Genomic DNA, 21,915 nt, shown 5'->3' with positions numbered 1-21,915 from the left:
TTCAGCCCAGACGCGCCAGCAGTCGCTTGCACGCCCCGCGGGCGAGTTGCAGCGGATTGAACGTCACCGGCCGCAGTACCCCGGGCACCTGGAAGCCGGCGGCGGCGAAGTCGCGCGGGTGCAGGCGCGGAAAATCGAGCTGCTCCAGCCGGGATCCGGGGATGCCACGCCGCAGGGATTCCTGCCAGATGGCCGACTCCTCCGGCGTCACCCCCAGCACGGTGGCCAGGGCCGTATCCAGGGCCACGGCGCTGGCCGAGGCGCCCAGCAGTCCCAGGGCAAAGGGCTGCCCGCCCATGGGACCGCGCACATGCATGGCCGTGATGCCATCGATGAGATGGACCATAGCCGGCAGCGCAGCCAGGATATCCAGCAGCATGGATTCAAAGCGCGTGCCCTGCTCGCCGTAGCGGGCATGGGCCAGGGGCTTGCGCATGCCTGCCACGCAGCCGAAGCAGTTCTTCACCGCCAAAGACAGCCGCATCTGGACGTGCACCTTGCACTTGGGCACGTTGACCAGCAGCTCGCTCTCCAGGGCCACGGCCGAGATGCCGATGCGCTCGCCGAAGGACAACGCCACGGCCCGCGGCCGGTCCAGCTCCACCAGGGACACGGGCAGGTCCCTGAGCGCCGCGACAATCCCCACCTTACGCGCCACGAGACGCCCCGTGCCGAAGGCCGGCGAATCCCCCACCTGCACCCGGCAGCCGTGGGCCAGCAGGTATTCGCACACGGCCCGGACCACGGCGGGATGCGTGGCCGCCAGACCGGCATCCGCCGCGCTGATGAGATTGGGCTTGACCAGCACGCGCGTGCCCGGCGTCGGCCGGCAGCCTGCCCCCTGGAGCAGCTCTCCCACAAGCGCCGACAACCCCGGCGCGCCATAGGCCGGGCAGCGATCCAGAGACACCTGCAGCATGGGCATGCTCACGCGACAGCCAGGCGTTCGAGCCGTTCCAGCAGAAAGCGGGCGTGCTGCTTCTCCTGCTGGGCCAGATCCAGAAAAATCGTCTCCATGGCCGCGGCATCCGCCTCGGACAAGCCCGGCAGCGTGCGCGCCTGACGGGCCACGGCACGATACAGGTCATGGGCGGCATATTCCACTTCCAACCCCAACTCGATCACGCTCAGGCAGCCGTCTTCCAATGCCATGGCCTTGGCCACCCAGGGGGCCAGCTCGTCCAGCTTGCGACCGCCTTCCAGCACGTCGCCGCCGGCTTTCTTGAAAAGCGTCTCGAAATCCGGGGGCGATCCCTCTCCCCACTGCCCCACCAGAACCTGATACACCTGCCGGGCATGGGCGGATTCCATGTCCACCAGTTGGGCGGTGAGGGGATCCGCCTGGCATCCTTCGCCGGGACGGCCTGCACGGCGGGCTTCGGTGTCCAGGGCGGTGTACAGCGTGAGGGCGGCCTTTTCCATGTCCAGGGCGGCCAGGAGCATGGTTTTCAACGGCGCGTGCAGCGGGAGCGCTTCCAGGCGGGGGATGCCCTCCAAGGCCGTGCCGGTCCAGGCAAGCATGCCGCCGTCCAGGGAATAGACCGCACCGCCCCCCCGGTTCGAGGCCAGCATCTGCCGGGCCGCCACCCGGGAACGATTGCCGGAATGGCAATAAAAAATGATGGTCCGATCCGCAGGAAACGGCAGTGCCGCGCCGGTTTCCAACAGATGCACGAATTCTGGCAGGGGCAGCAGATGGGCCCCGGGGATATGCCCGTGGCGAAACTCCACTGGCTGGCGCACATCCACCAACTCGTAACTGCCTTCGCGGTGCGTGGCCAGATACTGCTGCAGTGCCTCTGCAGTCATATGGCCCATGGGGGCAGGTGCGTGCATAGAGACATCCTCAAGAAGACGGCACAGGCGCATGCGCCCCGGCGTCTCCGGTTGCGGCGTGTGAACAATCTCTACGTCATATACTGCAAGGCTGCAGGGGTTGTCTTCCTTCTTTGTGACACCGGCCAGGATTCTCCCTGCCGGTGCACCCCAAACAGCTTGTCGCTGTTCACCACCCTGGACCTTTGGCAGTCACTATCGTGCTAGATTCTGCCGAAACCGCTTCACCCGTGCATCGAAGCGGTTTTCACTGCGCTCTCGCCTGGGGGATTGCGGGGACATCTGCTGATTTCTTGCAGAATTCGCCGGGATACGTGGGCACAGCGCCCAACGGCAGCACCATGCCGGGTCTGCCGCAATCATCATTGCCCTGCCAGGAGTCATTACGTGAAGACCCTGCCCATCGCCACGCGGCTGTTGTTGCTGTTTGCCGTGTCCGCCTTTGCCGCGGCCGTCATCTTCGCCGTCGGCGTCTATTCGTCGAACCGCCTGGCCGACGTCGGCGCGGCCGAGGCCCAGCAGGTGATGCTAGCCGGGGAGCGCGCCAAGATCAAGGTCGCCACGGATTCCATGGCCCAGGCCCTGAGCAAGGCGCTGGCCGCCATCCCCGGGGAGGACGCCAAGGTCGCCCACATGCGCGAGGCCATCAAGGATGCCTTCTTCGAAGCCGACCGGTCCGGCTATTATTACATCTATACTGGCACCACCAACGTGGCCCACCCGGTCAATCCCGCCCTGCACGGCAAGGATCTGGTGGATCTCAAGGGACCGGACGGCGTGTATTCCGTGCGCGATCTGGCCAAGGCCGCCACGGCCGGCGGCGGGTTCGTCAACTTCACCTGGGCCAAGCCCGGCAAGGGCGACACACCCAAGCTCGGCTACGCCACCATGATCCCGGGCACCTCGTACTGGATCGGCACCGGGGTGTACGTGGACAACGTGGACGACACCGCCGCCGCCATCGCCGGCCGCATGAACGCCGCCGTGGACAACTGGACGCTCATTGACGGCTTGGTCTTTGCCGTCATGTTCCTGCTGGTGCTCCTGCCCCTGAGCTTCAAAATTTCCCGCAGCATTGTGGGACCCATCAAGGCCACCACCGCCGCCGCCGCCCGCATTGCCCGGGGCGATCTGGACGTGCGGCTGCAGGCCTCGGGGGCGGACGAAATCAGTCAGCTGCAGCAGGCCCTGGAAACCATGGCCGCCGCCCTGAAGCGCAACCTCGACGCCCTGACCGACAAGGAAGCCATGGCCATGCGCGAGGCGCAGCGGTCCCAGCAGGCCGCCGCCGAAGCCCAGGAGGCCGTGCGCAAGGTGGAAACAGCCCATGCCGCCATCCTGGCCACGGTGAACGGCCTGACCGATGTGGTGGCCCAGCTGGACACCGCCACGCGCGACCTCACCGCCATTGGCCGCGACATCCAGCAGGGCGCACAGGGACAGCAGGAACGCCTGGAGCACACCGCCGAAGCCATGAGCCAGATGCGCGACGCCGTGGGCAACGTGGCCGCCAATGCCTCGGACGCCGCCAGCGTCACCGGTCTGACCCGCGAGGCCGCCTCGGAAGGCGAAGCCATCATCAGGCAGACGGTTGCAGCCATGGGCGGCCTGAAGACCCTGGCCGACTCCCTGAAGACGAACATGAACCAGCTGGGCGTGCAATCCGAAGGCATCGGCGCCGTCATCCAGGTCATCTCGGATATTGCCGATCAAACCAACCTGCTGGCGCTCAATGCCGCCATCGAGGCCGCCAGAGCCGGCGACGCCGGCCGGGGCTTTGCCGTGGTGGCCGACGAAGTGCGCAAGCTGGCCGAAAAAACCATGGCCGCCACCGGCGAGGTGGGCCAGAGCATCAAGGCCATCCAGTCCATGACCCGCGACAACCTCGCCGGCGTGGACAAGACCATGCGCGCCGTAGACGACACCGCCGGCCTGGCCCACGCCTCCGGCGAAAAACTGCGGCAGATTCTTGGCGCCGCAGAACAGGCCGCCGCCCAGGTACGGACCATCGCCGCCGCGGCAGACCAGCAGGCCGCCTCGGCCCAGGCCATCATGCGCAGCGTGGACGAGGTGAGCGGCATTGCCCGCAACAGCGCCGGCCACGCCGCGGACGCCGCCCGGCACATCCAGAAACTCTCGCAGCAAACAGGCGCCCTCACCGGCCTCATCCGACAGCTGGACAAGCGATAGGGCACGTTGTTTTTGAAAAGAACTCTCGGGGGGAACCCTTTGCAAAAGGTTTCCCCTCTCGCAAGGACCTTTTTTCAAAGAGCCGTGGCCCTGGCGGCGTGGCCAGGAAAAATACCGGCGGGAAATCCCCCTGCACAGCAAAACGCCCTCCCGGCAGCGGCCGGGGGGGCGTCGTTTCTTTGGCAGGCGTCAGTATGCTGCGCCCGAACAGTCAGCGTCTTGGCGCTAGAGGCCAAAAAATTCCAGATCGTCCTGCACCACTTTGGCGGCGATTTTCTGCGTATCAATCTTGTATTCGCCGGCGGCAATCTGGGCTTTGATGGCCTCGATCTTGTCCCTGCGGACATCCGGCGCGCTCACGGCGGAAGAATATGCCTCCGTACGCAGGCGTGCATCGTCGGAGAAGTTCACCTTGTCCCCGCGCGCACCCTCGGAGGAACCGGCACGGGAACGCCGGCCCCGCGTGGCGCTCTCCGTCTCGGATTTCTCCAGACGCGCCGGGTCATACGCCTCCAGGCCTGTGAACAACTTCTTGATATCCATACGGCTCCTCCTCCCCGTCATGCAGTGCCGACGGGGACCTTCCCGTTACAGCATGGTCTCGTCCACAATGTCCAGGGTGATCTGCCACATGCGATTAAGGATTTGCACCTTCTCATGCGGAGCCACCTCACGAGGACCGTTCGGCGTTTCGGCAAACACTAGCAAATCTTGTTCCGATGGAGGAAAGGTGAACGACAAACTGTTGCCGAATTCCTCGTTGAGCTGCTGTTTGATGGCCGCCACCACCTGATTCTCGCTGCCGGAAAGAATGAGGTTTTCCACAATTTCCCGAGCCACGCGCTCCACCAGCGCCCGGCGCTTCAGATCGCGTGCCATGCGCGCGTCTTCGTCCTGCCCTGCCGGGTGCAGGCTGCGCGTGTAGCGAGCCAGCCGCCGGCCGGTGACGAGCTGCCGGTCATAGCCCCGCAGCATATTGCGCACGTATAACGATCGAAGCGTCATGCTTTCTTCCCTCTCTTCTTGCCTATCGTCAACCAGCAGCAGAGTCTTTAGGCCTGGGACAACTAAAAAAATCGCGCGATTTCAACTTGTTGAATTTTTCACTGATTTGCGGCATGGTTGGGAAAAATCACAGGAGTCTGCCGTGTCCGAGCCTTCCACCGCCCGCGCGCCGCTATTCGCCACCAGTCTGCCTCTCATCCTGGCGTCGGCCTCGCCCCGGCGGCAAGCCTATCTGAATGCCATTGGCGTGGAATTCACCATCCGCCCCAGCCAGGTGGAGGAACCTCCCCGGGAGGCCGGCGAAGCGCCGGAAGCATACGCTGTGCGTGCCGCCCGCAGCAAGGCCCTGGACGTGAGCACGCGCTATCCTGGCAGCATCGTGCTGGCGGCGGATACGGTGGTGGCCCTTGGCGGCCATTTGCTGGGCAAGCCGCGGGACAAGGACGACGCCCTGCAGATGCTGCACCGCCTGTGCGGACGCGATCCGCATCGCCCCAGCCGCACCCGCAGCCATCAGGTGGTCACCGGCTGCTGCCTGGCCCGGCCCAAGGCCGGGGACGAGCCGGGGCCCTCGCCGTTTCTGGTGGAATTCGCCGTGGTCACGGAAGTGGTGATGGCCATCCAGCCGCACAAGGTGCTGGCCGCCTACGCGGCCACCCGGGAGCCCATGGACAAGGCCGGCGCCTATGCCATCCAGGGCAAGGGCGCGTTTCTGGTGCGGGAGGTGCGGGGATCGTACACCAACGTGGTCGGTCTGCCCCTGGCGGAGATTGTGGACGTGCTGACATCCTGCGGGGTGATCGCCCCTGGCCGGGGATGAACGCACCGCGCGCCCTGAACACGCTGGACCCGCGGCCCGTGGCCCTGCTCTGTCTGGTGTTCGGCATCCTGACCTGGCAGACGGACGCCCTGGGCGCGGCCTGTCATCTGGCGCTGTTCCTGGGGCTCATCCTGTGCGCCCCGCGCCTGGGCGGTTCCCGCGGGGGGCAGAACCCGGCAGGCCCGCCCCTGCTGCGCGCCGGGCTGGTCTTCGTGGGCATGTGGACGGCGGTGAAGTTCGTCATGCTGTTGTGGGAGGCAGGCTGGAAATATCAGCCGGCGCACCTGACCGACGCCGGCCTGCTGGGCCTGCGGCTGTGCGCGCTGCTGGCCATCGGCGTGGCGTTGACGGCCCTCACCTCTCCCCTGGCCCTGTGCCGGGCCGCGGCCTGGACGCTGCGGCCCCTGCTGAAACGCCGGGCCTGGGAGCCGGCCCTGGCCCTGGCGCTGATGCTGCATTTTGTGCCCCTCATCTGGGGCACGGCCGGGCGCATCCGGCTGGCCATGCGCTGCCGGCAGTTGCCGCTTTCGCGGCGGCGGCAGACGCTGCTGTTCTTGCAGACCCTGCTGCGAGCCCTGGCCACTGGAGCCTGGACGCAGACCCTGGCCATCGCCGCGCGGGATCTCGACCGCGACGACGCCTGGCGCTGGCGCAGCCACACCGCCGGCCACGCCGTGCCGCCTCGCGCCGTCTGGCTCGCCTGCCTGACCCTCATGGCCGCAGGCCTGTGGCTGGCCCTGCGCTGAGTCTCAGGTTACTTATCCTTGGAGAACCGGCGATCCCAGTCGTATTCCTTGCTGGTGACGATGTCTTCCATGCGCCGGACGCGCCGGTCCATGTTGTCGAACTTGTCCTTGAGCCGATGTGCCGCGCCCTGGCGGGAACCGGCGTAGGAGTCATAGAACTCCCGGGCGCCGTCGTTGGTCGTAGGCAGCACCGGTTCGAGCTTCATGATCAGCGCGGCGACGACGTACAGCCCCAGCACCGGCCAGAACCCCGTGAACACGGCCAGGAGGATCACCCCCAGCCGCAGCCAGCGCACCCGGATGTCAAAGTGCCGGGCCAGCCCCTTGCACACCCCGGCGACCATGCCGTCCCGGGCGCGATAAATGCCGCTCGTATTCTTGAGCATCATGACGACGCCTCCTTGTGGATGCTGTGGGAGGAATGCGGGGGAACGCACGTCCCCCGCCCGGTCATTCCGTGCCTTCCCGCTCCCGTCGCCGCAGTTCCGCCGCGTCCAGGAGCAGGGTTTCCAGGGACTCCACCCGCCGTTCCATCTGGCTCAGGCGCTCGTAGCACTCCTGGATGATGCGCGCCTCCTCGTCTCCGGCCTGGCGCTTGCCGCCGCTGAAGAGGCGGATGAACAGCCAGATACCGCCGGCAATGACCAACGCAGGCACCAGCACGAGCCAGAAGCCGAAGATCAGTTGCCCCATCGGTGGACCTCCCATGAAATAGTGATGCACGGGTTACTTCCCGCCGGCAATGCGATCCTTGAGGGCCTGGAGCTGGGCCTCCACGTCCTGGTGTCCTTCCAGGGTGGCGAACTCGTGCTCCAGATCGCGCCGCTTGGGAGGCAGCACCATGTCCGCCTCGGCTTCCATGCGCTCGATGCGGTGCTCGAAGTCCTCAAAACGGGCCATGGCTTCCTCGCTGGCGGCGCGACGCACATCCTGACGGGCGCGGCGGGACACATCGGCCCGGATATGACGCTGCACCAGAATGCGCTTCTTCTCCTTGGCGTTCTGCAACTTTTCTTCGAGCACGGCAATGTCTGTCTGCGACTGTTCGATGAGGGCCTCGAAGCGGGTGCTCTCCTCTTCCAGGCCGGCGAATTTCTCGCTGTAGAACAGCTTTTCATTCAGAGCCTCGCGGGCAAGATCGTCCCGGCCGCGCTGCACGGCCAGGCTGGCCCGGCCTTCCCAAAGCACTTCCTTCTCGCGGGCAAGATCCAGCTCCCGGCCCACGCGCTTGGCGTCGGCCATGGCCCCGGCACAGGCGCTCTTGAGTTCCACGAGGGTTTCCTCCATCTCGCGGATCATCAGCTTGATCATCTTTTCGGGGTCTTCCGCCTTGTCCAGCATGGCGTTCATGTTGGCGCTGACAATATCCTTGAATCGCGTGAAGATGCTCATGGCGTCCTCCTGTTGGTATGCATATGAACGGACAGCCTGAATAAAGCAGAGAGCGTGCCAGGGGACTGCGTGTTGAAATCACAGCATATTTTCGGCAGATGACACGATTGTAAGGCGACATGCGCCATTTTTTGGATATATTCGCCATATCGGAGTGCACATGACCACGCTATCCACGGAAGCCCTGGGGCGCAGCGAAGCCTTTCTCGAAGTTCACGAGCGTCTGGCCCTGGCCGCCAGGATCGACCGGCCCGTGCTGCTGGCTGGCGAACGCGGCAGCGGCAAGGAGCTGGCCGCCGCCCGGCTGCACTTCCTCTCCCCGCGCTGGCAGGGGCCGTTCCTCACCCTGCATTGCGCGGCCCTGAGTCCCGGCGTCTTGGAAAGCGAGCTCTTCGGCCACGAGGCCGGCGCGTTCACCGGCGCCGTGGCCCGTCGCAAGGGCCGCTTTGAGCTGGCCGACGGTGGCACGCTGTTTCTGGACGAAATCGCGCACATCCCCATGCCGATGCAGATCAAGCTGTTGCGAGTGGTGGAGAGCCAAGTCTTCGAGCGGGTGGGCGGGGTGCAGGCCATCCGGACGGATGTGCGGCTGGTGGCCGCCTCCAACCGGGATCTGCCGGCCCTGGCGGCGCGGGGCGAGTTTGCGCCGGATCTGCTGGATCGTCTGGCCTTTGAGGTCGTCACCCTGCCGCCGCTCAGGGCGCGGGGCGAGGATGTGCTGCTGCTGGCGGACCACTTTGCCCGACGCATGGCTGTGGAGCTGGGCCGCTCGGAACCGCCGGTTTTTTCGGACCATGCCCTGCACCAGCTGCGCGCACACCCCTGGCCGGGCAATGTACGGGAACTGAAGAATGTGGTGGAGCGGGCCGTGGCGCGGACCATCGGCCAGGAGGACGGCGACGCAATCCGCGTCCTGGATCTGGATCCCTTCGACTCGCCCTGGCGGCCCGTGGAGGCGCAGCAGGTGGCGACATCTTCAACGACGCAGCCGCTCCATGCGGACCTGCTCCGGCTGCCCCTGTCCCTGCCCGATGCCGTCGCCCGGCTGGAGCGGCAGGCCCTGCACACGGCGCTGGCCGCCTCAGGCAACCGGCAGGGCGAGGCCGCCCGGCTGCTGGGGCTGACGTATCATCAGTTCCGGGCCTTGTACCGAAAACACAAGGCCAACCCGGAATAGGACATTTTAATTTTGAAACAGGATATTGCGAGAGGGGAAANAAGGTTCTCCCCTCTCGCAATATCCCCTTCCAAAACTTTGATAATATCTTGCAATTCTAACAAGAGTCTTTGGGGAGGGGGGGTCTGGGGGAACCCCTTTCTGCAAAAAGGGGTTCCCCCAGAAAACTCTTCGCAAGGGGATTCTGCCCTAGCCTTTCAGCAGGGCATTGACTTTTTCCATGACCGCGAAGGCATCGGCCACGTAGAGCACGTCGGCCTTGCCCTGGGCCCAGCCGCAGGAGGCGTCCAGGTTCACGGCCCGGCGTTCGGTGATGAAGCGCCAGCCCACCACGTGGGGTTCCTCGCCGTGGCAGCAGGTGGCCAGGCCTTTCTTGTGGCGGGGGGTGGAACCGGTCTGGCCCACCTGGTGCATGTGCGAGAGGAAGGGCAACACGCCGTGGCCTTCGCCGCCCAGATCCACCAGGGACTTGGTGCTGCCCAGGGAGGACTGGGTGGCGTCCAGGAAGCCGAGGATCAGGCTGCTGGCCTCTTCCAGACGAACCGCACCGGCCTGCTTCTTGGTCCAGCCTGCGCCGGTGACAAAGAGCAGCTGCGCATCGGGACGGATGGTCTGGGCATCGGCGGCCGGGGCATCCACACCGGCGATGCGCGTGGCCGAAGCTGGCACGGCAAAGGGCACAGCCGTGGCTGCGGCCTGACCGGCAGCGCCGGCATAGGGCGCGGCGCAACCGCCGGCAAGGCTGATGCACCAGGGCCGCTGCGCACGGCTCTGCTTGGCGGCCATGCGCTGGCGGTAGTACCAGCGGGTGATCACCGGCGCGCCGTTCTCGGCGGCCAGTTCGGTGACAAAGGTATCAACACGGCCGCCGGTGCGCTGGGCCACACCGGGCAGGATGCGGGCCAGACGCGAGGTGGCCGGGGCCAGCACGATGGACGGCGCAGCGGCCTGCACCAGGGCCGCCGCAGCGGCGGCGTCCGTGGCATAGCGGGGCATGCCCAGGGCATCATCGGACACGGCGAAGAAGGCTTCCGCACCGCAGCCGGCCAGTTGATCGGCCAGGGGCTGCACGGTCTTGCCGAAGAGGCCCACCTTGAAGGTGGCGCCCAGATCCGTGGCCAGGGTGGCGGCGGCCGTCACGGCCTCCAGGGAGTTCTTGCCCAGCGTGCCGTCGAGTTCAGGGGCGAGCAACAGCAGAATGGTTTCCATGACGGCTCCTTAGCTGCGAATCCAGTCCGCAATTTCGCGGGCAATGTCATCCACGGGGACATCCTTGACGACGCGCGTTTCGCGGCGCTGCCTGGGCAGCTCCACGGCGGCATAGGTCACGCCTTCCGCGCCCACCTTGGCCGGCTGCGCCTTCTGCAAGGCCGGCATCACCAGACGCATGTTCTGCATGCCCACCTGGGGATTGTTGGGCGGCTCAGGCAGGGAACCGGTGGCCCAGCCGAGCACGGCCGGCGGGTTGGCCAGCTCGCTCACCAGATAGCTGCCGCCTTCGATGCGTTCCTTGATGAGCAGGGAATCGCCCTGCACCTGGCAGAGGTCCACACCCTGGAATTGTTCCGTAATGCCGAGCAGTTCACCCAGAATCTGCAGGGTGGCGCCAGCCCCGCGCGAGGCGGACTGCCAGCCGCCGAAGAGCAGCAGGCGGCTTTTGTCCAGGCCGGGGATGGAGTTCACGGCCTCGGCCAGCACGGCGGCCACTTCGGCTGCATCCACAAAGCCGCCGGCAGGGCCATCGCGCACCACCAGCTCAAAGGGGGCCTTCTGGGCCACCTGCATCATCACCTGCTGCAGCTTGGCCTTGGGCCCCAGGCTGACCAGCGTGACCTTGCTGCCGGGAACCTGCTTGGCCAGATTGGCGGCCTCGAACAGGGCGTGCGCGACCCAGGGGTCCAGCACGGCGGGCAACTGCAACTCGTTCTTCAGACCCCAGCCGGCCGGACCGAGGGCCGGTTCCAGGGTCTGCAGCGGATCGGGAACAATGCTCCCGCACACAACGATATGATAGGGCTGACTCATGGTTTCTCCTTCAACACGCCTTGCCGGCGAATCAGTGGCGGATCAGTTGTCGGCGGAATGCAAACCGCCTGCGCCGGCCAGAAAGTCCACATTGGTGCGTTCGGGATGCTGCGGATGGTTTTTGGAACAATTCCACAGACAGGCTCCGCAGTGGACGCATTTTTCACGATCAAACAGCGGCGGGCCATCTTCCGGATTGGTGGTGATGGCCTGGCCGGAACAGGCCTCCACGCACACCTGCTCGCGACAGTGGCGGCAGAGTTCCGGAGAGGCGAAGCGCACATGGTCTGCATAGCCTGCCGGGGCCTGGACCTTGCCGCCCAGGAGCAGGGCATCCTGGTGGGAGATGAACAGCTCGCCGTCCAGGGGGATTTCCGGCCAGCCGGCGCGGTCCATCAGGGCATCGTGCAGGGAAAGGCCCTTGGCCTTGCACTCCTTGCGGATGGCTTCGATGTCCTCGGGGGCGATGCGGCCCTTGTAGTAGGCCTCCACCGTGGGGATGCGGGACTGCGGCGTGCGGGATTTGGCCGGCCAGTTCCAGCGGCCGTTGGTCATCCCCGCCAGCCCCACGCCCAGGAGCCCCTGGACCAGGGACTTCTGGAAGCCGTCCCGGGCATGGGCGGCGCGCAGGGCACCGGCCTCCACCCAGGAATTGCGACGGCGGCGCAGGTAGGTGGCCTCCAGATTCTCCTTGGTGAAGGGCTTGTTTTCCTTCAGGAGTTCCAGCACGGCCTCGCCCAGCATCGCGCCTGTGGCCCAGGCTTCGTCCACGCCGGAATTGGTCAGGCAGTTGGTGGAGCCGGATCCTTCGCCGATGCGGGCAAACCCGTCGCCCACGAGGAAGGGTTCGCCCTGCTTGCCGGCTTCCTGGATGGACTTGGCGCCCCAACTCAGCAGCTTGCCGCCCTTGATGATATTCTGAATGTACGGGTGCAGCATCCAGTGCTGCAGGTAGCGGTAGGCCGTGCGCACCGGGGAATCGAACCAGGAGGGGACGAAAATCCCCATGGATGCGATGTTGTTGGGATACACATACAGGAAGCCGAAGATTTCCGGCTCCGGGTACCCCAGGGTGTGCAGCACGCAGCCGGGCTGCAGGGGGCAATCCGCGGGCAGTTCCACCACCATCTTCATGCCCACAGCCCAATCGCGCTGATGGTGGCCGTCGGGCAGGCCCAGGGTCTGATCGAGCTGGCGGCCCACCGCGCCCACGGGGCCATCGCCCACCACCGTGAGCTGGGCCTTGATGTCCATGCCGGGCATGAAGCCGGCCTCGGGGGTGCCGGCCTTGTCCACGCCCTGATCGGCCAGGCGCACGCCCACCACCCTGCCCTGCTCCAGCAGGGCCTGCTGCACGGGCATGCCCGGCCAGACCTGCGCCAGACCCGAGCCCATCACATTGGCCCCGGCCCACTGGCAGAACTGGCCGATGGAAAGCACCAGGCCGCCGTGCTTGTCCAGAAATGGCGGGATGTACGGCAGTTCCACCGCGGCGTCGCGCGCTTTGAGGGCCAGTTTCATGGCCTTTTCGCCCAGGGTCAGGAGTCTGGAGCGCCGCGAAGGACCTTTGGGGCCCTGCGGATCAAACATCCAGACCACCTTTTCTTCGGTGACACTGTGGGCGTTGGGAATCTCGCTGAAATCCTGGTCAGGGAAGGAAGCCTTGATGGCTTCCGCCTTGGTGACCACGCCTGAGACGCCGAAGCCGACGTCATCCGCGCGTTCGTAACAGATCACCTGCGGCGGCATGCCGGGCATGGCCACGGATTCGGCCACGGGCATGCCGTGTTCGTCCACCAGCCCGCGGGACAGGGTGGTGAGGAACCCGGCCGAGGCAGGCCCGAAGCCCACGCAGACGATATCCACATCCATGGACTGGCGTTCGATTTCCATCGTCATGTCAGGTAGATCCTGTGCAGGAAAAATCGGGGTTGAGGGCATTCCCGGGAGCAGACGTCCTCGGAAAGAGGGCCGGGAGGCGTGTGCAACACCTCCCGGCCAACACCACGGACGTCCCTATTGAGGGTAGTCCAATGCTTCGGGGATCATCACCTGGGTCACGGCGTGGGCAGCGCGGTCCTTGGCCAGACGGCAGCCGGCCAGACGGGCTTCCACGGCGCAACGCAGGTTGCAGTAGGTTTCCCACTCGGGGAGGCTGGCGGCATCGCCTTCGGGCTGCAGGTAGCCCAGCACCAGCTCGGCCACGATGCGGCCCACTTCGCCGGCCGTGCGCGCGGCATGCACGGTGAACAGGTCCATGAAGAACTGCACCGTGCCTTCCAGGCCGTCGGCCACCACCGGGTTTTCCGGGCCCTTGGCTTCCAGCTCCAGCACGTCCAGCAGCTGGCAACGGGCGGCCATCAGCCAGGCCACGGCATCGGCCATGGCGAAGGACACACCCTGACGCTTGGCGTGGAAGAGCGGCTTGCCCTGGGGATCCTTGCTCTTGGTCAGGTAGTCCAGCGCCCACATCCACAGATCCATGGACGCAGCCAGGGCCCCGGCGCCGGTGGCGGGGCGGTCTGCGGCAATGGCTTTCAGTTCGGCAGTCCAGTTCCGGCACAGCGCCAGGAAAACCGGCTGATCGATGGTGGTCGTGAGCTGACGGCGCTGCACGGACTCAGGGCCTTCATAGGTGGCTTCCAGCTGGGCATCCATCCACTTCATGCCCAGGAAGCCGGGGCAGTCTTCGGTGATGCCGTAGCCGCCCATGAGGGACACGGCCTCGCGCATCATTGTCGCGCCAAAGCCGGTGTTCCAGAGCTTGCAGCTGGGGATGAGCACGCCGGTCATGGCGTGGTGCACCAGGAACTGCACCAGCACGTCGGCTTCCGCGTCGGCAATGATAGCGGCGTCGCCATCGGGCTTGCCCACTTCGGCCAGGTAGGCCAGGGCCTTATCCTGTACAGCCTTGAGGGCCTTGGCCTCGGCGCGCACGCCGGAGATGCCCTGGCTGTGCAGCAGCGCTTCCTTGCCCTTTTCCAGGGCATCGAAGCGGTCGCAGATGCGGGACGTCTCGAAGCCCAGGGAAGCCCCGGCCTCGCCCGTGGCCCAGACATCCACCAGACGATGGCAGGGATCCTCGTTCATCTGCAGGCCCAGTTCGTAGCGCGGAGAGCCCGGCTGGGCCGCCTCGCCGCCGCGGAAGCGCTGGCGCTGGTAGCGGATGACCGGTTCCACGGCCGACAGCAGCTTGGCCGAGGTCATCACGCCCACGGGAATCCGGGTGCGGGTGAAGACCGAGGCGATGGCGTCGGAGTGGGAGACGTTGGGAACGATGACGCCGTCCTTCACGGTGTAGCCGCCGATGATCCGGCTGGCCGGCACCTTGACATTGAGCACGGGATCATTGGTGGCGGACAGCTGATGCACCAGCTTCTTGGTGGGCGCACCGGGATCCCAGGAGCCTTCATCGTCCTTGAGCAACAGGATGATGCAGGAGGATTTGATGCGGGGATCGTCGCTGGCCACGGCGGCGGTGACGAAGTTGGCGAATTCCATGTTGGTGATGAAGCGGCCGCGCTTGTCCACCTGCAGCATGGGCTCCTTGCCCTCTTCCCACTCGGCCACGCGCACCTTGCCCACCAGCACACCGGTGTCCACACCCACGTACGGCAGGGGTTCGGTGAGGGCGAAGGCGCCACGCCAGATTTCGCGGTCCTCGCCGGGCTGGGGCGGGCAGATGTTGGGGAAGACGAAATCCTTCTGTTCCTCGGTGCCCTTTTCGTTGATGGGCGCCAGGGCCAGATCCGACGCCAGGGCGCAGGTGGCCGCGCCACCGTCCACCCAGGCCAGTTCAAAGGCCGTGAGGCTCATGGCCAGGTTTTTGGGACCTTCGATGTACCCGCCGTATTTCGGCTCCAGGAACATGGAGGTAACGCCGGCCCCGTCCATGGCGGTGAGCAGCGAGGCCTTTTCCGCGGTCCATTCGTGGGTGGTGCGCTGGCCGTCGGCCACCAGACGTGCCGCCACGCTTCTGGCCACCGCGCGGGTGGATTGCACCAGCATTTGCAAATCGAATCTGTCGGCAAATCGCCACATGATCTGTCGAACGTCGTCGCCCGGCAGGGTGCGCAATGTCTCCATGTGCATCATCCTGAGTTATGTTAGCGTGTTGACCAAATGGCCAGACGGTGGGTAGTCCTGATTGGACAAGATAGGTATGTGGCACATACTGTATCATGGCGTTCGAGTCAACGCACAGGCCATTTGTACCATTTGTGACAATGCACCTGGACGCATGTGGCGGCCACGTGACACTCGAATGATGGAGGAGGTCAGCAGCCCCGCCAGACCGTCGGGGCCATTCCAAGACAGCCGTTAAAGATCCGGCACAACTGACTTTGATCACAGCACCCCACAGCCAGGGCGGCCTCGGCCAGGGAGATGCCTGACTCAAGCAGGGTACAGGCCCGGCGAACGCGTTCGCGCTGCTGAAATTCCAGGGGCGAAAGGCCCGTGGCCCGCAGAAACTTCCGCTGAAAATGACACGCCGACAATCCCGCCACCTCCGCCACCTCCGCCAGCCGCAAGGGCTCGGCATGATGCTCGCGGATGTACGCCACGGCAAGCGCCAGGCGGGGATCGTCCTCCCCCAACGCCAACGCCGTCCCAGACGCCGCCCCAGACGCCTGGACGCCCGGCGCAGCATGGCGGAGCAGCTCCCACACAAATGCCTGCAACGGCTCCGCCCGTGCGCGCACGGGCCCGGGGCGAAGCAGCAGCCCGGGCAAGTGTCGAAACTGACGGGCCAGTTCGGCATCGTCGATCCATGTACGAGAAAAATACGGCAACTCGCCATGATCCATCAATGATCGCACCAGGGCCGCGGGCAGCCGCAGCACCTGGTAGCTGTGGGGGCCAGGACTGTGGCACTGATGCCGCGCCCCGATATTGATGACGAACAGCTGCCCAGGCTCAATGACGTACGACACCTGTTCCAGGGTCACCACCCGCACGCCGGCATCCAGCAGGCCCACGCACAACCCGTCATGTGCATGCGGCTGAAATCGCGACCAGATCCCGCGGGCCAGCACCAGCTCCACCCCCTCCAGGCCAGCCACGGCGACCCTGCGAAGGCGACCCCGGCTCATTTGAGCGCCGGTGCAAAGGTGGCCCGCAACCACAGGCCGTCCGCACTGGCCAGCACTTCATGGTGCACGCCCTGGGGAATGACGGCCACCACCCCCGGCGCATAGGCCATTGCCTTGCCCTGGACCAGGGCCTGGCCGGAGCCGACCACCACCTCATGCAGTTCCAACTGCTGCTCGTGGACGTGGGATGCCAGACTGCAGCCCGGCTCCACGCGCACCAAGTGGCAGGAAGCTCGGCCGCCCGTCTCTGCGCCGCAGACCAAGTGCTTCACCCACACCCCGGCATAGACGGGATGCGGGGACCAGGGAATGCCTTCGGCGTCCACCCGGGCGTGCAACGTTTCCACCGCGCCATTGGCCAGGCACTCGCCGTAATGAAGAGCATGATCCATATCCGTATTCCTTTGCAAGACGTTACAGTTGCCCGACACCGTACGTCAGAGCGCAGCAAGCGTCTTGGCGGATCTTGCGATCTTTCCTTGCATCCCCTGCCCTGCCCCGGCTACCCTGCACGCCACAGGAGACACCTATGGATCTGCAAGGTTCCGTGATCCGGCCCCCCGGCGAGGCCGATTCCATCCTGCTCCAGGTCACCCTGGGCTGCACGCACAATGCCTGTACCTTTTGCGGCGCATACCTGGGCAAGCCGTTTCGCGTCAAACCCTGGGAACGCATCCAGGCCGATCTGGACTGGGCCGCCCGCCACTGCCGGCGCATCCGTCGCGTCTTTTTGTGCGATGGCGATGCCCTGTGCCTCTCTCAGAACAAGCTGCTGCATCTGTTGGGGATGATCCGCGAAAAGCTGCCCTGGGTGGTGCGCGTGGCCACGTATGCCGCGGCGCGCAATGTGGCGCGCAAATCGGACGAGGAATTGCGGGAACTGCGGGAGGCCGGGCTGTCCCTCTGCTATCTGGGCCTGGAAAGCGGGGACGACGCCGTGTTGGCCGCCGTGCACAAAGGCGTGGATGCAGCGACGCAGATCGCCCAGGCGGGCCGGCTCATGGCTGCGGGCATGAAGCTGAACGTCACCGTGCTGCTGGGTCTGGCCGGGATGGACGGATCCATGTCCCACGCCCGCCGCACCGGCGAGGCCCTGACGGCCCTGCAGCCGGACCAGACGGCGGCGCTCTCCCTGATGCTCATTCCTGGCACGCCCCTGTACGACGCGGCGCAGGAGGGACGCTTCCAACTGCCCGATGCCCACGGCCTGCTGGCCGAACTGCGGGAACTGCTGGCCCATACTCACCTGGAACGCGGGCTGTTCCTGGCCAATCATGCGTCCAATCACCTGCCCATGACCCTGCGCCTGCCGCGGGACAAGGACGCCACCCTGGCCCTGCTGGATCAGGCCCTGGCCGGCAAGGTGGCCCTGAAAGAGGAGCGGTTCAGGCGGTTGTGAGGCATGCCCGCGCCGATATCCTGGCAGCGTTACAAATGTTGCACAACAAGCCCTGGCAATTGCCGTTGAAGCCATTCAGCCACCAGCCTACGGTGACAGCAATCGGCCGTTACCTCGCTGCAAAGTAGGCAAGTGCGATCCAAAGCCTGGATGGAAAAATCCTTTCTCGCAAACCGTTCTTGCAGCAATTGGTCAAACTGGCTCGCGTAGTCACCCCACGCGATTTCTTTTTTTTTGTATGCATCGAGCAATGCGGCGGTCGGCGCCCATTCGGGACGATGCATATACTCACACTTTATGATGCGGTTCAGAAAAAAGATCAAATCTTCTTTTTTTGTAAATCCGGCAAGATGGGACGTATTCTGCAAACGGACGTCAATGATCGCGCGGATGCCGCTGCGCTCAAGCATGGTGAAAAACGATTCGGCAGATTTTTTTGTGAAGCCTATCGTAAAAAGAATACCTTCATCCATACCCGGCCCCTGCGTCTGTGTGCATGCGGAATGCAATTTCTCGTCCATGCCGCCGATAGGCCTCAGCTTGGGTTGCATCCGCCCCCCCTCCGCCAAGCGGCAAAAGGAGCTGATCCAGGCCATATCGCCTGCACATGCGCGCTTCCAACTCCGCGTGCGACTCCAGGGAACCATCCGCGAGTATATGATGAATGGCAAGCCCTGAAATGGTTTTCATCGCCTGCCGAGACACGAGCACGGCGCGATGGCAATCCAAAGGATCCTTTTCGGCACAGAGAAGACACACCGTAAAATGGCGCACCCCCTCGTCAAGTCGCTTCAGCCCCTTCCTGAATAAATCCGTCTCTGCAATGCGTTCGTACACGGCAATGCCATGTTCAAGCACTGCTACATCCGTATAGCGGGCCCCCAGGGAGTCCCCCAAATAGACGTAGGCGATTCCCTGCTGCCGGAGAAAAAGCTGCAATTGATCGCCATTAAATTCAGGCTTGAACGAGGTGCGCGGCACAGAACGTACATCCGCCAATGCCGTCACACCATAGCGCAGCAGGTACCCCGCCAAGCTCTCGAGGGTCAGTGGCGCATATCCTATGGTGTACAACACGGGCATGGCACAACATCCTCACTCAGAACATCGGCGTATCCCAATCCGAGAAGAGCGGATCAGGGAATGTATGTATGCCGTTTACCTGCAGCCAATAGCCCCGTCTACCATCATGGGGGGATTCCCATACCCGGCTCAAGCCTATGCGCAGGAAGACATCCTCTGCATAGTCGATAAACCGTCGCATCCGGCGAAGTACGTCGTCATCCAATTGGTTATTCTTCATATATTCGACCGGTAACAAGTCTTTATATGGACGCACAAACCGCATTCCTGAGCCGTCCTGAAAGCCCACTCGCAGTTGCGGCTCTGCCCTGTAATCATCCCAATACAGCTGGATGGAATCCGGCGCAACGCGGATGGTGACAATGGACTTTATTGGGCGACACGCTTCCGAATAAAGGCTTTTCTCGCCCACCGGCAACTCGCAGCCAAAGCCTTCTGCCACTGAACCCGCCTGCGTCCGTTCCAGGGCGCATCGAAGGTGTGCCCTCTCCAGACGCCCATACATCGGTTGACCCTGGGGACGATGGTCCTCCACATGCGGAGGGGGACTCCCGCTGGAATCGAAATCCCCCTGCAATCCATCCCCAGGCATTAGTCCCCTGGCCCGGCAGGCGTGTACCGTCCATTTCAAATCTGGGCGAATACAAAAATCGCTCCCGAAAAGCACCCCGGCGATACATACATGCTGCCCGCTGAGCATTGTCATGTCAGTCAATATAATGTTCATGCCATATACTAGCCAAAACGAAGTCGCCTTGCAATATAGACATGACACATTACACCGCAGGTTATTCTCTCTTACCCCACCGGCAACGCCTTCCCCGTCAGCCGTTCGAAGGCGTCCAGGTACTTGGCGCGGGTCTGGTCGATGATGTCCTGCGGCAGGGCCGGCGGCGGGGGTTCCTTGTTCCAGGGCTGGGCAGAGAGCCAGTCCCGCAGGAACTGCTTGTCAAAGCTGGGCTGGCCCTGGCCGGGCTGGTAGCCGTCTGCCGGCCAGAAGCGGGAGGAGTCCGGCGTCAGCACCTCGTCGATGAGCAGCAATTCGCCGTCCAGCACGCCGAATTCGAATTTCGTATCCGCAATGATGATGCCCCGGGAGCGGGCATAGTCCCGGCCCTTGTTGTAGATGGCCAGGGCCAGGGCCTCGGCCTGGGCGGTCAGCCCCTCGCCCGCGATGGCCTTGGCCTGCTCCACGGTGATGTTCTCGTCGTGCGCGCCCAGCTCCGCCTTGGTGGACGGCGTGAACAGCGGCTGCGGCAGCTCCTGGGATTCCAGCAACCCCGCCGGCAGGGCATGGCCGCAGACGGCGCCGGTCTTGCGGTAATCGCTCCAGCCAGAGCCGGTGATGTACCCGCGCACAATGCATTCCACGGGCAGCGGCTTGCACTTGCGCACCAGCACGCTGCGGCCCTGCAGTTGGGCGGCGTGCTGGTGCAGCGGGGCGGGCATGTCCTGCACGTCCGCGGCCAGCAGGTGATTTTTCACCAACGGGGCCATCATCTCCATCCAGAAGAGTGTGATCTGATTGAGCACCGCACCTTTCTGGGGGATGGGCTGATCCATGACCACATCATAGGCCGAGATGCGGTCCGTGGTGACCAGAAGCAGCGCTTCCGGCGAGATTTCATAGATATCCCGGACCTTGCCGCGATGCAGCAACGGGTACTCGGGAATGCTGGTCTGGATGACGGCGTCCATGACGGCTCCTACGAGGCTTGATCCTTGTTGCGGCATTCCACGGCGCGGGCGTGCGCCTCCAGGCCTTCCAGGCGGGCAAAGCGGGCAATCTTGTCCCCATGGGCCTGCAGAAACGCCGGTGAGGTGGCGATAACGCTGGACTTCTTGCAGAAATTGTCCACGCCCAGGGCCGAGGCGAACCGCGCCGTGCCCAGGGTGGGCAACACGTGGTTGGGGCCGGCAAAGTAGTCGCCCACGGGCTCGGGGGTATGATCGCCCAGAAAAATCGCGCCGGCATGGCGGATTTTGCCCAGCAGCGCCCAGGGATCAGCCACGGCCAGCTCCAGGTGTTCCGGGGCAAAGCGGTTGGACAGCTCGGCCGCGGTGTCCAGATCCGGCACCTGCACCAGCGCCCCGAAGTCCTTGAGGCAGCGGGTGGCGATCTCGTGCCGGGGCAGGGCCTGGCACTGGCGCTCCAGCTCGGCGCGCACGGCGTCCAGCAGGGCGGCGGAGGGCGAGATGCACACCGCGGCGGCCAGAGCGTCGTGTTCGGCCTGGGAGAGCATGTCCGCAGCCAGCCAGGCAGCGCGGCGGGTCAGGTCGCGGCCGGGAATGTCCTCGGCGATGATGCAGATCTCGCTGGGGCCGGCGATCATGTCGATGCCGATCTCCCCGATGAGCAACTGCTTGGCCGTGGCCACATACAGGTTGCCAGGACCGGCGATGACATCCACAGGCCGGATGGACTGCGTGCCGTAGGCCAGGGCCGCCACGGCCCAGGCGCTGCCCGTGGCGTACACTTCCTCAATGCCCAGCAATGCAGCGGTGGCCAGAATGTACGGGTTCAGGGTGCCGTCCTTGCGCGGCGGCGAGACCACGGCAATCTCCGCCACGCCGGCCACCTGGGCAGGGATGGCGTTCATGAGCAGGCTGGAAATGAGGGGCGTTTCGCCGCCCTGGCCGCCGGGCACGTACAGGCCCACGCGGTCCACGGGCCGGACCAGCTGCCCGGTGATGCTGCCGTCGGCGTGGGGCCGCCACCAGCTCTGCTGCACCTGGGCCTGATGGTAGGCGCGGATATTGGCCGCGGCTTCCTTGATGATGTCCATATCCGCCTGGAACGTCGCATCGTCCGTGGCCAGGGCCGCAGCAAGGGATGCCGTGGGCACCTTGAGCATGGCGGTGGTGAAACCGGGACAATCGAAGCGGGCGGTGCAGTCTGCCAGGGCGGCATCGCCCTCGGCGCGAACACGGGTCAGGATCTCCCGAACCACGCTCACCACATCCAGGCCGGGGTCCTTGCGCTGCGCCATGTGCGCGGCAATGGCGGACCAGCTGTCGGGATCAGGGTATTGCCAACGAATGCAAGCCATGGGGTCTCCTCGGGTGTTGGTGGACCCATCGATAATAATGCGCGGCGAAAAAGTCGAGGGTAAAGAAAATGCAAAAGGCCGGGACCCGAAGGTCCCGGC

The 21,915-nt window shown here is 64.9% G+C and carries 23 protein-coding genes; 5 read left to right on the top strand and 18 right to left on the bottom strand.

The window, feature by feature from the left end; all coding sequences use genetic code 11:
* Position 1: 1 nt before the first annotated feature.
* Both DGI_RS07055 and DGI_RS07050 read right to left on the bottom strand, forming a co-directional pair.
* On the bottom strand, positions 2-919 hold the full coding sequence (locus DGI_RS07055) for a DUF362 domain-containing protein (protein ID WP_034606905.1): 918 nt from the start codon (positions 917-919) through the stop codon (positions 2-4).
* 8 nt (positions 920-927) lie between these two features.
* Complete coding sequence (locus tag DGI_RS07050) at positions 928-1,836, bottom strand: rhodanese-like domain-containing protein (RefSeq protein ID WP_021760142.1); 909 nt, start codon at positions 1,834-1,836, stop codon at positions 928-930.
* 387 nt (positions 1,837-2,223) lie between these two features.
* On the opposite strand from DGI_RS07050, the gene DGI_RS07045 reads away from it, so the two are divergent.
* Positions 2,224-4,026, top strand: a complete 1,803-nt coding sequence (locus DGI_RS07045) for a methyl-accepting chemotaxis protein (protein WP_021760141.1) — start codon at positions 2,224-2,226, stop codon at positions 4,024-4,026.
* A gap of 225 nt (positions 4,027-4,251) precedes the next feature.
* Here DGI_RS07045 and flgM read toward each other — a convergent pair whose 3' ends face one another.
* The gene (gene flgM, locus DGI_RS07040; protein WP_021760140.1) at positions 4,252-4,569 is read right to left on the bottom strand and encodes a flagellar biosynthesis anti-sigma factor FlgM; all 318 of its coding nucleotides are present in this window, start codon (positions 4,567-4,569) and stop codon (positions 4,252-4,254) included.
* 45 nt (positions 4,570-4,614) lie between these two features.
* The gene (locus tag DGI_RS07035) at positions 4,615-5,031 is read right to left on the bottom strand and encodes a DVU0524 family FlgM-associated protein (RefSeq protein ID WP_021760139.1); all 417 of its coding nucleotides are present in this window, start codon (positions 5,029-5,031) and stop codon (positions 4,615-4,617) included.
* 142 nt (positions 5,032-5,173) lie between these two features.
* Between DGI_RS07035 and DGI_RS07030 the strand changes: the two genes are divergently transcribed.
* The gene (locus DGI_RS07030) at positions 5,174-5,851 is read left to right on the top strand and encodes a Maf family protein (protein ID WP_021760138.1); all 678 of its coding nucleotides are present in this window, start codon (positions 5,174-5,176) and stop codon (positions 5,849-5,851) included.
* Positions 5,848-6,597 (top strand): CbiQ family ECF transporter T component, encoded by a 750-nt coding sequence (locus DGI_RS07025; RefSeq protein WP_021760137.1) that lies wholly within the window; start codon positions 5,848-5,850, stop codon positions 6,595-6,597. The genes DGI_RS07030 and DGI_RS07025 overlap by 4 nt, the downstream gene beginning before the upstream one ends.
* A gap of 8 nt (positions 6,598-6,605) precedes the next feature.
* Here the strand turns inward: DGI_RS07025 and pspC are convergent, their stop codons facing one another.
* From pspC to DGI_RS07010, 3 genes are all read right to left on the bottom strand, one after another.
* Positions 6,606-6,986 (bottom strand): envelope stress response membrane protein PspC, encoded by a 381-nt coding sequence (gene pspC / locus DGI_RS07020; protein ID WP_027192831.1) that lies wholly within the window; start codon positions 6,984-6,986, stop codon positions 6,606-6,608.
* Positions 6,987-7,047: 61 nt separating this feature from the next.
* Complete coding sequence (locus DGI_RS07015) at positions 7,048-7,290, bottom strand: hypothetical protein (RefSeq protein WP_051286238.1); 243 nt, start codon at positions 7,288-7,290, stop codon at positions 7,048-7,050.
* Positions 7,291-7,323: 33 nt separating this feature from the next.
* A complete protein-coding gene (locus tag DGI_RS07010) occupies positions 7,324-7,989 on the bottom strand; it encodes a PspA/IM30 family protein (protein ID WP_021760134.1) in 666 nt (221 codons plus the stop codon).
* A gap of 160 nt (positions 7,990-8,149) precedes the next feature.
* Between DGI_RS07010 and DGI_RS07005 the strand changes: the two genes are divergently transcribed.
* Positions 8,150-9,166: a sigma 54-interacting transcriptional regulator gene (locus DGI_RS07005; RefSeq protein WP_021760133.1), complete on the top strand. Its 1,017-nt coding sequence runs from the start codon at positions 8,150-8,152 to the stop codon at positions 9,164-9,166.
* 189 nt (positions 9,167-9,355) lie between these two features.
* Here the strand turns inward: DGI_RS07005 and DGI_RS07000 are convergent, their stop codons facing one another.
* The 6 genes from DGI_RS07000 to DGI_RS06975 all read right to left on the bottom strand — a co-directional run bounded on the left by DGI_RS07000 (position 9,356) and on the right by DGI_RS06975 (position 16,676).
* Entirely contained in the window at positions 9,356-10,375 is a 1,020-nt protein-coding gene (locus DGI_RS07000) for an Electron transfer flavoprotein alpha/beta-subunit (protein WP_021760132.1), read from the bottom strand.
* A gap of 9 nt (positions 10,376-10,384) precedes the next feature.
* The gene (locus tag DGI_RS06995; RefSeq protein WP_021760131.1) at positions 10,385-11,191 is read right to left on the bottom strand and encodes an Electron transfer flavoprotein beta-subunit; all 807 of its coding nucleotides are present in this window, start codon (positions 11,189-11,191) and stop codon (positions 10,385-10,387) included.
* Between the two features lie 42 nt (positions 11,192-11,233).
* Positions 11,234-13,090 carry a 4Fe-4S dicluster domain-containing protein gene (locus tag DGI_RS06990; RefSeq protein ID WP_021760130.1) on the bottom strand — a complete coding sequence of 619 codons (1,857 nt, stop codon included), beginning with the start codon at positions 13,088-13,090 and terminating at the stop codon, positions 11,234-11,236.
* Positions 13,091-13,207: 117 nt separating this feature from the next.
* Positions 13,208-15,277, bottom strand: coding sequence for an acyl-CoA dehydrogenase family protein (locus DGI_RS06985; RefSeq protein ID WP_021760129.1), 2,070 nt, complete (start codon positions 15,275-15,277; stop codon positions 13,208-13,210).
* Between the two features lie 191 nt (positions 15,278-15,468).
* Positions 15,469-16,254 (bottom strand): AraC family transcriptional regulator, encoded by a 786-nt coding sequence (locus DGI_RS17085; RefSeq protein WP_158407295.1) that lies wholly within the window; start codon positions 16,252-16,254, stop codon positions 15,469-15,471.
* 26 nt (positions 16,255-16,280) lie between these two features.
* A complete protein-coding gene (locus DGI_RS06975) occupies positions 16,281-16,676 on the bottom strand; it encodes a cupin domain-containing protein (RefSeq protein ID WP_021760127.1) in 396 nt (131 codons plus the stop codon).
* 137 nt (positions 16,677-16,813) lie between these two features.
* On the opposite strand from DGI_RS06975, the gene DGI_RS06970 reads away from it, so the two are divergent.
* Positions 16,814-17,683 (top strand): B12-binding domain-containing radical SAM protein, encoded by an 870-nt coding sequence (locus DGI_RS06970; protein WP_021760126.1) that lies wholly within the window; start codon positions 16,814-16,816, stop codon positions 17,681-17,683.
* 29 nt (positions 17,684-17,712) lie between these two features.
* On the opposite strand, the gene DGI_RS06965 is transcribed toward DGI_RS06970, so the two are convergent.
* From DGI_RS06965 to hisD, 5 genes are all read right to left on the bottom strand, one after another.
* Entirely contained in the window at positions 17,713-18,156 is a 444-nt protein-coding gene (locus DGI_RS06965) for a DUF488 domain-containing protein (RefSeq protein ID WP_021760125.1), read from the bottom strand.
* Positions 18,149-18,766 carry a DUF488 domain-containing protein gene (locus DGI_RS06960; protein ID WP_021760124.1) on the bottom strand — a complete coding sequence of 206 codons (618 nt, stop codon included), beginning with the start codon at positions 18,764-18,766 and terminating at the stop codon, positions 18,149-18,151. Before DGI_RS06960 ends, DGI_RS06965 begins: the two co-directional genes overlap by 8 nt.
* Positions 18,767-18,782: 16 nt before the next feature.
* Complete coding sequence (locus DGI_RS18350; protein ID WP_144284138.1) at positions 18,783-19,208, bottom strand: hypothetical protein; 426 nt, start codon at positions 19,206-19,208, stop codon at positions 18,783-18,785.
* 356 nt (positions 19,209-19,564) lie between these two features.
* Positions 19,565-20,464 carry a phosphoribosylaminoimidazolesuccinocarboxamide synthase gene (locus DGI_RS06950; RefSeq protein WP_021760122.1) on the bottom strand — a complete coding sequence of 300 codons (900 nt, stop codon included), beginning with the start codon at positions 20,462-20,464 and terminating at the stop codon, positions 19,565-19,567.
* Positions 20,465-20,472: 8 nt separating this feature from the next.
* Positions 20,473-21,816 (bottom strand): histidinol dehydrogenase, encoded by a 1,344-nt coding sequence (hisD, locus tag DGI_RS06945; protein WP_021760121.1) that lies wholly within the window; start codon positions 21,814-21,816, stop codon positions 20,473-20,475.
* Between the last annotated feature and the right edge of the window lie 99 nt (positions 21,817-21,915).

Origin of the sequence: Megalodesulfovibrio gigas DSM 1382 = ATCC 19364 (genome assembly GCF_000468495.1) — a bacterium.
GTDB lineage: Bacteria > Desulfobacterota > Desulfovibrionia > Desulfovibrionales > Desulfovibrionaceae > Megalodesulfovibrio > Megalodesulfovibrio gigas.
This window is presented reverse-complemented; position numbering and strand designations above follow the sequence as displayed.